Below are 13,231 nucleotides of genomic sequence, written 5' to 3'. Positions count from 1 at the left end.
CCTTTCTAAAACTTACCAGCTTCTTGACTCGCTGAAGGACACCAACAACTCTGTTCAGGAGACAAAACCTCAAAGGTTCCCTGAAGGAGTTCAGCAACCTTCAAACCTAAGTTCTTTAAACTCTCCGTTACTTCGGCATGACTTAAGCGATGATCCGCTATCCCAGCGGCTTCATTTGTTACCATTCCGACCGAAGCATAACACATTCCGAGTTCCCGCGCCAAAACGACTTCCGGGACACTTGTCATGCCAACCACATCCGCTCCGAACTGCTGAAACATCCGTATTTCCGCGGGCGTCTCAAATCTCGGCCCTTCTGTACAAACATAACATGCCCCATCCTTAACTACAATCCCTATTTTTACGGACACATCCAAAACAGCCTTCTTCAGAGAAGGACAATATGGTTCAGTCATATCCACATGGAGGACTCCCTGATCTCCGCCTGCAAAAAATGTTTGGGGACGGCTCTTCGTAAAATCTAAAAACTGACTCAAGAGGACCAGTTCACCCAAACGGTAATTTCGGGATAGAGAACCGACCGCAGCTGTCGCCAAAATCTTGCGCACTCCCAAAGAATGCAGAGCCCAAATATTGGCTCTATAATTAACCAAGTGAGGAGGGGTAGCATGTCCACCGCCATGACGGCTTAGAAATACAATTTCACGGCCTGCAATCTTCCCAACCTTTGGACGAACTATCCCATAAGGAGTCTCAACCGTAAGCAAACAATGATCCGTTAGCTCAAAATTTTCAACACCTGTACCGCCAATTAAGGCAAACTCACGCAGAATTATCCCTCCTCAGAATTGCCGAAAAGAGCCTCAGCAAAGTCTTTAGGCACAAAAGGACGCAAATCTTCCATACCTTCACCGATTCCAATCCATTTCACGGGAATTCGCGTTTCCCCCTGAATTCCCAGGACGACGCCCCCTTTTGCCGTTCCATCAAGTTTTGTCAGCACAATTCCCGTAACCCCGGCAACCTCCTGGAATAACTTGGCCTGCTGCAGGGCATTTTGACCTGTCGTCGCGTCTAACACAAGCAAAACTTCCTGGGGTGCGCCAGGAATTTCCCGCTCAATCACCCGCTTAACCTTCCGCAATTCTTCCATTAAATTCACTTTATTATGCAGACGTCCCGCGGTATCCACAAGGACAACATCTAAATCGCGTGACTTAGCTGCCTGCACCGCATCATAAGCAACAGCAGCCGGATCAGCACCTTCACGCTGTTTAATCACCTCAACTCCCGAACGTTCTCCCCAAACCTCCAATTGATCAATAGCCGCAGCCCGAAACGTATCCCCGGCAGCCAGAACAACTCGTTTCCCGTCCTTTTTAAAACGATTAGCAAGCTTCCCGATCGTCGTCGTCTTACCAACCCCATTAACTCCTACGACCAGAATAATACTCGGCCCCCTCGCCGCAAAAGCAATCGTTTCCTCCTCACCTAACAATTCCACAATCAACTCTTGAAGAACCTTAGTCAACTCTTGAGGATCAGAAATCTTCCGCTGTTTTACCTCTTTGCGCAAACGTTCGACCAGCTCCATAGACGTATTAACCCCGACATCTGAACGAATCAATACCTCTTCCAATTCCTCAAATAACTCTTCATCAATTTTTTTATAACCGGTAAAAATTTGCTCAACTTTTTCCACGAAATTTTGACGTGTTTTCGTTAGACCAGCCTTCAGCTGCGAAAAAAAACCTGCCATACTATACTATGCCACCCTCCCATATCGTGATTCGAAATCACAATTCACAGACCGAAATCAGACATAGATGGTATCATTCATTTTGTATGTCGTTTTTGCACAAATCATGCCAAAAACAAAATACTGATGAATTGTTTACCATATATACCATATCTTTATGTAGTCAAAATAGCAAGTCAAAAAGGGGTCGGTTTTCTTGTTACTAAACCAATCCCTATAATATAACTCAAAAAACTCCATTATATTCAGCCTGGAGAGCTATCTCTCTCCTTACCTTGTCCTCACACTGTCCCCTAGTCCGTTCCAAAACAGACGGCGCACATTTATGTGCCGTCACCCCAAATTCCGTCTCCCGTTTTCGTTTTCTAAACCGATTCCGGACAAGGACTGATTCGTTAATTCCTTCTTTATTTGACCCCAACAAAAGAGCATCTCCCGATCCACCCACAGCAGACGGTGCACATTTTTGTGCCGTCACCCAAAGTTCCGTCTCCATTTCGATTCCTAAGCCGACCCCGGACAAGGACTGTTTCGTTAATTCCTTCTTTATTTGGCCCAAACAAAAAATCATACCCGATTCGCCCGAGATTCCGCTTTATACGTCTCCCGACCCAAGTCCGAGACGCAGCATGATACGGGAGTGAGGTCTTTACGTGAGCAGCTCAGCAAACTCCGTGAAAGCGACCCCATACACGGGGCGGTGCACAGGGATGTGCACCGCCGCCATAGCGCCATGGATGGCGCTTATGGTGCGATAGTCTCCAGTGGAGATTATCGCCGGAGGATGAACCCCGCTCCCCAAAGAAAAAGCTTGAACGGTAGTTTGCTCTGCGAACGTATGACCGAGCGACGTATCATGCAAGTCTCTCATTCAACCGTACCGAAAGCAGCTTAGAAACCCCGCTCTCCTCCATAGTAATCCCATACAATATGTCCGCCGATTCCATAGTCCCTTTTCTATGCGAAATAACCACAAATTGCGTAGAATCAGATAAGCGATGAAGATACTGGGCAAACCTCTGTACATTAGCATCGTCGAGAGAGGCTTCAATTTCATCCAAAATACAAAAAGGGCTGGGTTTTACACGCAAGAGGGCGAAAAGGAGAGCTATTGCTGTTAAGGCCCTTTCACCCCCGGAAAGCAGCGAAAGCAGCTGGGGTTTTTTTCCGGGTGGCTGAGCGATAATCTCCACACCCGTTTCTAATAATTGATCAGGTTCAACTAAAGATAGTTCGGCATTGCCGCCAATAAAAAGCTCCTTAAAGACTTCCTGAAAGGCCGAGTTTACAGCATTAAAGCTTTCTAAAAAGCGTACACTCATAGTCTCATCAAGCTCATCAATCAATTGACGCAGTGTCTGATCAGCCTCAATTAAATCCCTTTGCTGAGCCAACATAAATTCCTTTCGTTCACGCAGCTTAGGATATTCTTCAATAGCCGCTTGATTAATCGGGCCAAGTTCCTCAATGCGGCGTTTTAATTCTTGAACTCTTTTTCCGATAGCTGTCCTCTCTTCTTGGGTAAGATAAGTCACAGCTTCTTCCCATTGAAGGGAAAACTCCTCTTCAAGCCGGGTTAGTCCTGACTGGCACTCTGTTTCCCAACGAACAATCCGAAGATCATTGGCATGTAACCGTTGTTCATTTGTGTGGACTTTTTGACTCTGAGTATGCATTTCCTGTTCTAATGCCTGGGCTTGAGCTAATAGGTCTTCCTTATCCTGTCTTAGCTTCATCAGAGAGTATTGCAAAGACTCCTGAGCCTTGCCGTGGCTCTCCAGACTCTCCTTTAATTCCAGTTGTTCTTTGTCAACCGTCTCAAGGTTATGCTGGAAGGTTAAGAAGTTATGTTTTTTCTGTTTAAGACTTTGTTCACTTTCTCTGAAGACTTCTTTTTCCTGCCCGATTTGCTCTGAGCACTGCGCCAGTTCTTGCTCCCACTTGGCTAAGCTTACCTTTTCCTGGGTCAGCTTCTCCCTGCCTTGATTGAGTTCGTCGGCAGCTGTTTGAGCTTCTTGTTCTCGTTGATTAAATTCTTCGCGTATCCTGCGGGAATTATTTTCTGCGTTTTCAAATTGCTTCGTACTCTTTTGCAAATTCAGGGTAATCTCGTCAATCTCCAGCAAGATTCCCTGTTTACGCTGATCTAACCCACGCAAATCGTTACTGATGCGCCGTATCTGGCTTAAGGAATTGTCATGGGCTGTTTTAAGAATGACCTGACGTTCTTTTTCCTGACGCTGTTTCTGAATTAAGGTTTCCAGATTCTCTTGAAGCTCTCTTTCTTGACTTTCCAACTTCTGAGATTCCTGTTCTTTTTCCTTAAAGTTTTTCTCTGATTGGCTTAATTCAAAACGCAGTGTTTCTATCTCACGCGAACGTCCCAGTAGATTTCCGCCTTTGCGATGAATGCTGCCGCCGGTTAAGGAACCTCCCGGGTGTACTTGGTCTCCTTCCAAAGTAACAATTCGCAGCCTGTACCCAGAAATTCGCGCGATCCGTGTTGCAGCATCCATATCTGTGACAACCACGATACGGCCCAACAAAAATTCGACAGCTTTTTGATATTTGGGGTCATAGCCTACCAAATCTACCGCAATTCCAATAAATCCGGGATCATTTTCCACAGCTTTGGCGACACTCATCCTATTGCCTTGAATTACATCCAAAGGCAAGAAGGTAACTCTTCCTAACTGATGGGCTTTTAAATATCCTATCGCGGTTTTAGCAGCTTGTTCATTTTCAGCGACAACATTTTGCAAGCCTGCTCCGAGAGCTGTTTCTATGGCAACTTCATGGTTCGCCTGCACAGAAATCAAATCTGCCACAGTACCGCAGAGTCCAGATCCTTCGCGAATTCCCTTTTTCTTCGCAAGCATCACCTCTCGAACCCCGCGTTGATATCCCTCTAAAGAATCTTCCAAACTTTGCAAGGCGTGTAACCGAGCACGAGTTTGATCCATTCTTGTACGATGCCGCTGCAATTCACTAGTTTTATCTTGGCGCAATCCCTTTAGCTTTTCCCACTCCGACTGTAGTTGAACTTTTCCCCGTTGAAAAGCTTCTGCCTGCTCCTGCAAACGGAGAAGTTCCTGCTCTTGTGCTTTCGCTTCCTCCGTCATGGTATGGAGTTCTTGTTCCTTATTAGCTTGCTCACGCTGTATTTGTAGAAGCTGCTGCTCCAGCGAGGCCAGGGAATGTCTCATACCCGTAAGAGCATTCGAACAATTCGCTTGCTCTGTCATCGCTTCAAAGAGATCGGCTTTTAAACGATCAATATCTTCCCGCAGTTCATGATCCCGGGTATTTGCTAATTTAGACTCTTGCTCAGCAACCTTTTGTCGGGATTCCTCTACCGTTAAGCTTAGAACTGCTTGTTTTGCCGTCAAGGTTTGCTGACGCTGCTCTAATTGCCGAAGTTTATCTTCACCTTCATTAATCTCCTGGGTTAAACGTTCAATTTGCTCTTTAAAATTATTTGATCGTTCCAAACGCAAGCTTTGCTCATGTTTTACAGCATTATAGGCCTGTTCAGCCTGAAATGCTTCTGCCTGTTTGGCCTGAATTTCTTCCTCAATCGCTTTAAGCTTCATCTTTTGCTTCAGATCTTGACTTTCTATTTGGCTCAAAAGAGTCTGAGCTTCTACTAAGCCTTGTTTCATAGTTTCAGAATCCTGCGTTGCCGCCGCCAGCTTCTGTTTGACATCGGCAACATCTAAAACGACAGCTTGAATTTCCAAGGATTTTTGTTCAGCCATAAGTGCCAGGCTTTCTTCGGCCACTTGGGCTTGGGCAGCCAGAGGAGTCAGTTGTCCCTCAATCTCTTGGATTATATCCTCAAGACGTTGGAGATTTGTGGTTGTAGCATCAAGGCGTTTTAAGGCTTCGCGCTTCCGATAACGGTATTTGGTAATCCCAGCCGTTTCTTCAATCAATGATCGACGTTCTTCCGACTTAAGATTTAAAATTTCCTCAACCCGCCCCTGCCCAATGATCGAAAATCCTTCCTTACCTGCTCCGGTATCCATAAATAACTCTTGAATATCCTTCAGTCGGCATGACGCTTTGTTAATTAAATATTGTCCTTCGCCATCGCGATAAACTCGACGGGTTACGGTAACTTCGCGGAAGTCCAACGGAAACATTCCAGTTTCATTATCAAAAATCAGAGAAACTTCAGCCATGCCTACGGGTTTGCGCTTAGTGCTTCCGGCAAAAATCACGTCTTCCATTTTGGAGCCTCTCAGACTCTTGGCACTCTGCTCCCCCAGGACCCAACGCACGGCATCCGCAACATTACTTTTACCGCTTCCATTGGGCCCTACGATAACACTAAGGCCATGGCCCAACTCCAATTTAATGCGATCAGCAAACGATTTAAATCCTTGAATGTGAATTTCCTTCAAGAATACGGGGAAATTCTCAGGACTCATCGTTTGCTTTCCCCCAGTTCTCTAAGACCTGCTGGGCAGCATGCTGTTCTGCTTCCTTCTTCGTCCGGCCGATTCCTTTACCCATCAGCTTTCCTTGCAGGAAAACCCCTGCCGTAAAGGATTTATTATGATCAGGACCTTCTTCAGCCAAAATTTGATAACTCACTTCAATTTCCTGACGCTGGGCCTTTTCTTGCAGCATTGTTTTATAGTCACCATAATTTCCTTCAGCAACGCCTTCAATGGCGGGTTTAAGCATTTCTAAAATAACTCGCCTTGCCTCTTGAAAACCATATTGCAAATAAATCGCGCCGATAACAGCCTCCCAGGCATCGGCTAAGATTGAAGGCCTTTCTCGCCCGCCTGAAACTTGTTCTCCTTTGCCCAGCAAGAGTTCCTGACCCAAACTTATCTCATGGGCCTTGCGGGCCAATGTTGTTTCATTAACAACAGCCGCCCGCATTTTTGTGAGTTCTCCTTCCGGACGTTCAGGATAATTAAGGTACAGATACTCGGCAACGACAAAATCTAAAATCGCATCTCCTAAAAACTCCAGGCGCTGGTTATTTTCTCTGCCAGACTGGGGATTTTCAAAGACATACGAAGGATGAGTCAAAGCAGTAATAAAGAGTCGATTGGGAGGAACATCCAATCCCAATCGTTTTGCCAGATTAAGTCCCAAGTCTTTTTTGCTGGAAACAAATCCATAACGTTTCCGCACCGATTTCCCATCTGTCTTTGCAGAGACAGGCATCGAGCTGTGGTTCTTTTGTCCCATTTCTCAAGATCTCCTTACCCCGTTATTCGGTAAATTTCTTCAAGACAATGGTGGCATTATGTCCCCCAAACCCTAAAGAATTGGACATTGATACCTTTACCTCCTGATGGCGTGCTTGATTAGGAACATAATCCAAATCACATTCCGGGTCGGGCTCTCCATAATTCGCCGTTGGCGGAATTATACCACGATCGATCGTTAGAGTGCTTATAATGGCTTCAATCGCTCCGGCAGCGCCCATTAAATGCCCTGTCATGGACTTTGTCGAACTAATGGCCAATTTTGTAGCAGCATCTCCAAAAACCGTTTTAATTGCCGCCGTTTCAGTTGAATCATTGGGCCCGGTTCCGGTTCCATGAGCGTTAATATAATCTACCTCGTTTACGTTCAGGCCTGCATCATCGATCGCCATTTGCATTGCCCGAGCCGCGCCGGCACCGCCGGGAACAGGAGTCGTAATATGATAGGCATCAGAAGTGCTGCCATAACCTGCAAGTTCAGCATAAATCCGAGCGCCGCGAGCCTTGGCATGTTCTAAGGATTCTAAAACCAAAACCCCCGCTCCCTCACCCATGACAAAACCACTGCGCCGCTTATCAAAAGGACGACAGGCCTGCTCAGGGTTTTCTTTCTCTGTTGACATTGCTTTCATGGAACAAAATCCGGCATAGGCCAGAGCCGTTAAGGGAGCTTCTGTTCCTCCACATAAGATAACATCAGCATCTCCGCGCTGGATTAAGCGCAGGGCCTCTCCCACCGCATTTGTTGATGAAGCACAAGCCGTCACAATGGTCATGCTGGAACCTTTCAAGCCAAATTCAATCGACAAATGCCCGGCGGCCATATTGCCAATTAACATGGGAACAAAGAAGGGACTGATTCGGTTGCTGCCCCGATTCATCAGCACCTCTTTCTGTTCTTCAAAGGTAATGACTCCGCCGATCCCGCATCCCATCACAGCACCAGCCCGTTCTTTATTAACGTTCTCAAAATCAAGACCGGAATCTTTTACGGCAAGTTTGGCAGCCGCAATAGCAAATTGGGCAAAGCGGTCCATATGACGGCTTTCCTTCTTATCGATCCAATCCGTAGGTTCAAAATTTTTAACTTCTCCCGCAACCTTCGTCGATAAGTTCGAAGTATCAAAACGAGTTAATAACCCGATTCCTGACTTGCCTACAACCAAGTTATTCCAAAATTCCTCAAGTTGATTGCCAACGGGAGAGATGACACCCATCCCTGTGATTACCGCACGATGTTTCAAATCTCTTCCTCCTTAAGCCTTTTCTATTCCTTCTTTTATATTTTCAAAAATTTCATGAACTGATTTGACTTCATTGATTTTATGGACCTTGGCGCCGGAAAAAATCAAGCCGTCATGAACATCACCCTCTTGAGCCTTTATCAGACGGCGCATGATACAAAAGTTCCCCTCGCAATGTTTAAGACACTGGGCGCATCCCTTAGACTTGACATCGTCATGAGCCTCCAGGGCCTTTGTGAAAGGGTTTCTTATTCCTCTTCCCGGCAAACCCACTGGACTATGAATAATAACAATGTCCTCTTCCTTCGCCTTGATCATCTCATTTTTCCATTCTTCAGCAGCGCTGCTCTCGTTACTGAGGGCGAAACGGGTTCCCATCTGTACGCCATCTGCACCGGATTTCAGCATTTCTGCCACACCTTGGCCGTCAGTAACTCCTCCGGCACCTATTACCGGGATATTAACCGCTGCAATAACTTCCGGTAGAATGTCATGGATGGAACGATCTGTACCAAGGTGACCGCCCGCTTCTGTCCCTTCCACGATAACAGCAGCGGCGCCCAGCTTTTCGGATAACTTAGCAAGTTTAGCTGTCGAAACAATCGGTACTACAGGGATACCCTTTTCCTTCCCCCAGGAAAACATATCTCTTGAGAATCCTGCTCCAGAGACCAAAAGGTCTATTTTTTCTTCAAAGGCAGCGTGCACCAACTGGGCAAATTCTCGAACCGCAAACATAATATTAACTCCAATAATCCCCTTTGTGCGCCGACGAGCTTCACGAATTTCTGCAATCAATTCTTCTACAGACAAGCCACTGCCCGCTATCAGGCCAATTCCGCCTTCTTCAGCCACTGCAGCTGCCAAGGGAGCCATTGATATACGAACGGCCATCCCTCCCTGGATGATCGGAATTTTAGCTACTAAATCTGCAATATGAAGTTCGGGTATTTTCACTAATGTTTCCTCCTGTCAGAGTTATACCCCATACTTAATAATTATTATAAAATCTAATTTATTTAAACTTTCTCGGAAGTGTTGACACTTCAGAAAAAAGCAAGCTCTTTAAGAGAAAGCCCCGCAACTGTGTACGGGACTTTTGTGATTATTTGTTTTCCTTGATGTAATTGACTGCATCCCCGACTGTCCGGATTTTTTCAGCTTCTTCATCCGGGATATCCATATCGAAGGCCTCTTCCAGAGCCATAATCAATTCAACGATATCCAAAGAATCTGCATTCAACTCTTCAAAGGAGGTCTCCTGGGTAACCGTTGCTTCGTCGACCCCAAGTTGCTCGACGACGATGGCTTTAACTTGTTCGAAAACTCCCATGGTGTTTCTTCACCTCCTCTCGCTGACAAACGTCTCTCATTTACATTTCCATACCACCGTCAACACATAAGACTTGCCCCGTTATGTAAGCCGATTCCGGTGAGGTTAAGAATCGGACAACTTTGGCAACATCTTCCGGCTTACCTATGCGGCCTAAAGGAATGGTCTGCAGAATCTCATTTTGCACCCCTTCAGGTAATGTTTCCGTCATATCCGTACAAATATACCCCGGCGCGACTACATTGACTCGTATTCCCCGAGAAGCAAACTCTTTGGCCGTTGCCTTAGACAAGCCGATGATTCCGGCCTTTGCAGCCGCATAATTGGCTTGACCAGCATTGCCGGATAAACCAACTACCGAAGAAATATTCACGATGACTCCCGATCGCTGTTTAAGCATTCCTCTGCTGACGGCCTTAGTACATAAAAAGACTCCTTTGAGATTCGTTGCCAGGACCGCATCCCAATCTGCTTCTTTCATACGAAGCATTAAACCATCCCGGGTAATCCCTGCATTATTAACAAGAATATCAATTTTCCCAAAACGTTCTAGCGACGTTTGAACTAAGCGGTCGACTTCTGCGGCTTGGCTGACATCCGCCTGAACAGCGATGCCTTCTCCTCCTGCCTGGCGGATTAAGGAAACAGTCTCCTCCGCCTTTTCAGAGCGGCCTGCAAAATTAACAACAACCTTGACACCCGCTGCAGCCAATTCAAGGGCAATGGCGCGTCCAATTCCCCGACCGCCCCCAGTAACGATAGCCACGCTTTCATTCAGCACCATTTTAACGACTCTCCTTCAAATATGCAAGTGACTTTTCTAAGCTCTCCTTATCCTCTACGCGGAGAAGGTTAACCCCCGGGGCAATTTTCTTGATCAGCCCGGTTAAAACCTTGCCAGGACCACACTCAATAAAGGTATCGACACCTGAATCGACAAGATAGCGCACAGACTGTTCCCATCTTACAGGTCCGCTGACCTGGTCAACCAGGGATTGCACAGTACGCTCCGCAGAAACGACCTCTCCGGCGTCGATATTAGCAATAATCGGACAGCTTGGAGTGGTCCAATGAACCTGTTCTAAAACTGAAAGAAGTTCTTCTCCTGCCTTCTTCATCAAAATCGAGTGAAAGGGTCCGCTCACGGCAAGAGGTACAGCTCTTTTAGCTCCCAGTTCCTTGGCAATCTCCATGGCTCGGGTTAAAGCCGTCAGCTCACCGGAAATCACCACTTGCCCCGGACAATTAAAATTCGCCGGAGCAACAACACCCAGTTCCGCTCCTCGTTGACAAGCTTCTTCCACCTTTTCTGCTGCCAGCCCTAAAATAGCTGCCATCCCGCCTCCTGCGGGAACCGCCTTCTGCATCAGCTCTCCCCGCCGTCTCACAACGTTTAGAGCCTCTGCCAAAGTTAGACTGCCTGCGGCCACATGAGCTGAATATTCACCCAGGCTATGTCCTGCCACATAATCAGGCTTAACACCAGCCTCTTGAAGCTGAAGCCAAGCAGCAATACTCACAAGAAGAATCGCCGGCTGAGTGTTTGCCGTTTGCTGAAGCTCTTCTTCAGGGCCCTTTTCCAAAAGCTCTAAGAAAGATATCCCCAGGACCTCACGGGCTATTTCATAAGCCCCTTTCCCGCTCACTGTTGAAAACAATTCTTGTCCCATTCCAACATATTGAGAGCCCTGGCCCGGAAAGACTACTGCTAGTTTATTCAAGCCTCAGTCTCCCTTCTTTCCAAGCAATGTTGTTAGGCGCGAATATTCTTTTTCTGCTGATTGCATGATATCTTGAACAATCATGGCAGCTGGTTCAATTTGTTTTACTGCTCCTGCAATCTGCCCTGCCATAATTGAACCATTTTCAACGTCTCCTTCAACCATAGCCAGGCGGAGTTTTCCTTGGCCAAGCCTTTCGAGCTCAGCCCCTGCCATGCCTTCTTTCTCATACTGTTCAAATTCTCGTGTAAACCGATTGTCTAAGCAGCGAACCGGGTGTCCGGTTGACCTCCCTGTAACAACCGTCGAACGATCCTTAGCTTTAATGATTTTTTCTTTAACAAGAGGAGAGATCGTACACTCTTGAGCACACATAAAGCGAGTCCCCATTTGTACCCCTTCTGCGCCGAGAGCCATGGCCGCGACGAGTCCCCGGCCGTCTAAAATCCCGCCGGCTGCTATGACAGGTATATCTACCGCATCCACAATTTGCGGAATCAAAGGAAAGGTTCCGATTTCTCCAATATGTCCTCCGGACTCCATACCTTCAGCAATAAGTGCGTCAACTCCGACCTTTTCCAAGCGTTTAGCTAAGGCTACCGAAGCAACGACTGGAATCACCTTCGTGCCAACTTCTTTGAGATCAGGAACATATTTTCCCGGATTGCCAGCTCCAGTCGTAATGACGGGAACACGCTCCTCGAGAATTACCTGCATGACCTCCTCTACAAACGGGGACATTAACATAACATTAACGCCAAAAGGCTTCGTCGTAATTCTCTTGACCTTGCCAATTTCCACACGCAGCCAATCCGCTGGAGCCTGACCTGAGCCAATGATCCCAAGACCGCCTGCCTCCGAAACTGCAGCCGCTAACTCCCCCGTCGCAACCCAAGCCATTCCCCCTTGAAAAATGGGGTATTCTATGCCTATTAACTCACAGATTCTTGTTTTAATCATGCTTCTTTCCCACTTTCATCCATTTGAGGACACAGGCTCCCCAAGTCAATCCAGCTCCAAACCCAACCATGACAACCACATCCCCTTCATGGAGACGACCCGCTTTTACCGCTTCATCAAGGGCCACGGGAATGGAAGCTGCCGACATATTACCGTACTTGTCCAGATTGATAACCACTTTTTTCGGCGATATACCTAAACGTTTGATAGATGCATCAACAATTCGAATATTTGCTTGATGGGGTACAAGCAAATCCACATCTTCTTTGCACAAACCCGCTTTTTCTAAAACATGAACTGAAACATCACCCATAATCCGTACGGCAAACTTATATACTTCCTTGCCTTCCATCTGAATCGTGTGTAAATTTTTCTCAACGGTTTCCTGACTGGCCGGATGCATTGACCCGCCGGCAGTTTGAGCTAACAGCTTACCTCCTGAACCATCGGATCCTAATTCAAAGCTCAGAAAGCCATAGCCTTCCTCCACAGGCTGTAATACAGCTGCCCCTGCGCCGTCGCCAAAAAGAACGCAGGTACCGCGATCTGTCCAATTAATAATTTTACTTAACGTTTCTCCGCCAATGACAAGAACGGTTCTATACATCCCTGCAGCAATGAACTGACTTGCCGTCGCTACTCCGTAAATAAAGCCTGTACATCCTGCCTGGACATCAAAAGCCGCGGCATTTTTAGCGCCTAAGCGATCAGCGACTAAACAGGAAGTCGAAGGAAATGCATAGTCTCCCGTAATGGTTGCCACAATCACAAGGTCGACCTTTTCCGGGCTTATCTTGGCATCTTCTAACGCTTTTAACCCTGCTTGATAGCATAACTCTGACACCGGCGTATCTTTAGCCGCAATATGCCTTTCCCGGATCCCCGTTCGCGTGACGATCCATTCATCATTTGTCTCTACAAGTTTCTCCATATCAGCATTCGTTAAAACCTTTTCCGGAACAAAGGACCCTGTCCCTACAATTCCAACACTTTTCATAGCCGCAGTCCTCTCTATTAATTAT

At 46.7% G+C, this 13,231-nt stretch carries 12 protein-coding genes; all 12 read right to left on the bottom strand.

Annotated elements, in window-relative coordinates; translation table 11 throughout:
- Positions 1-5: 5 nt before the first annotated feature.
- Positions 6-773 (bottom strand): S-methyl-5'-thioadenosine phosphorylase, encoded by a 768-nt coding sequence (mtnP, locus tag ACPUYX_RS02875; RefSeq protein WP_426378322.1) that lies wholly within the window; start codon positions 771-773, stop codon positions 6-8.
- A gap of 20 nt (positions 774-793) precedes the next feature.
- Complete coding sequence (gene ftsY, locus ACPUYX_RS02870) at positions 794-1,720, bottom strand: signal recognition particle-docking protein FtsY (protein WP_088187599.1); 927 nt, start codon at positions 1,718-1,720, stop codon at positions 794-796.
- A 226-nt stretch (positions 1,721-1,946) separates the two neighbouring features.
- Positions 1,947-2,291 carry a hypothetical protein gene (locus ACPUYX_RS02865; RefSeq protein WP_426378205.1) on the bottom strand — a complete coding sequence of 115 codons (345 nt, stop codon included), beginning with the start codon at positions 2,289-2,291 and terminating at the stop codon, positions 1,947-1,949.
- A gap of 283 nt (positions 2,292-2,574) precedes the next feature.
- Positions 2,575-6,153, bottom strand: coding sequence for a chromosome segregation protein SMC (gene smc / locus ACPUYX_RS02860; protein WP_426378204.1), 3,579 nt, complete (start codon positions 6,151-6,153; stop codon positions 2,575-2,577).
- On the bottom strand, positions 6,143-6,931 hold the full coding sequence (rnc, locus tag ACPUYX_RS02855; protein ID WP_426378203.1) for a ribonuclease III: 789 nt from the start codon (positions 6,929-6,931) through the stop codon (positions 6,143-6,145). The genes smc and rnc overlap by 11 nt, the downstream gene beginning before the upstream one ends.
- Before the next feature lie 22 nt (positions 6,932-6,953).
- Positions 6,954-8,195 (bottom strand): beta-ketoacyl-ACP synthase II, encoded by a 1,242-nt coding sequence (fabF, locus tag ACPUYX_RS02850; RefSeq protein ID WP_426378202.1) that lies wholly within the window; start codon positions 8,193-8,195, stop codon positions 6,954-6,956.
- Positions 8,196-8,207: 12 nt separating this feature from the next.
- A complete protein-coding gene (locus ACPUYX_RS02845) occupies positions 8,208-9,152 on the bottom strand; it encodes an NAD(P)H-dependent flavin oxidoreductase (protein WP_426378201.1) in 945 nt (314 codons plus the stop codon).
- A gap of 148 nt (positions 9,153-9,300) precedes the next feature.
- The gene (gene acpP / locus ACPUYX_RS02840; RefSeq protein ID WP_014828523.1) at positions 9,301-9,528 is read right to left on the bottom strand and encodes an acyl carrier protein; all 228 of its coding nucleotides are present in this window, start codon (positions 9,526-9,528) and stop codon (positions 9,301-9,303) included.
- A gap of 40 nt (positions 9,529-9,568) precedes the next feature.
- Complete coding sequence (gene fabG / locus ACPUYX_RS02835) at positions 9,569-10,312, bottom strand: 3-oxoacyl-[acyl-carrier-protein] reductase (RefSeq protein ID WP_426378200.1); 744 nt, start codon at positions 10,310-10,312, stop codon at positions 9,569-9,571.
- Position 10,313: 1 nt separating this feature from the next.
- Positions 10,314-11,249, bottom strand: coding sequence for an ACP S-malonyltransferase (gene fabD / locus ACPUYX_RS02830; protein ID WP_426378199.1), 936 nt, complete (start codon positions 11,247-11,249; stop codon positions 10,314-10,316).
- A gap of 3 nt (positions 11,250-11,252) precedes the next feature.
- Positions 11,253-12,209 (bottom strand): enoyl-[acyl-carrier-protein] reductase FabK, encoded by a 957-nt coding sequence (gene fabK / locus ACPUYX_RS02825; protein ID WP_426378198.1) that lies wholly within the window; start codon positions 12,207-12,209, stop codon positions 11,253-11,255.
- Positions 12,202-13,206 carry a beta-ketoacyl-ACP synthase III gene (locus ACPUYX_RS02820; protein WP_426378197.1) on the bottom strand — a complete coding sequence of 335 codons (1,005 nt, stop codon included), beginning with the start codon at positions 13,204-13,206 and terminating at the stop codon, positions 12,202-12,204. The genes fabK and ACPUYX_RS02820 overlap by 8 nt, the downstream gene beginning before the upstream one ends.
- Between the last annotated feature and the right edge of the window lie 25 nt (positions 13,207-13,231).

The sequence above is a fragment of the Desulfosporosinus sp. SYSU MS00001 genome (assembly GCF_049943955.1).
Classification (GTDB): Bacteria; Bacillota; Desulfitobacteriia; order Desulfitobacteriales; family Desulfitobacteriaceae; genus Desulfosporosinus.
The sequence above is the reverse complement of the archived record's forward strand: the minus strand, read 5'-3'. Positions and strand labels throughout refer to the sequence as shown.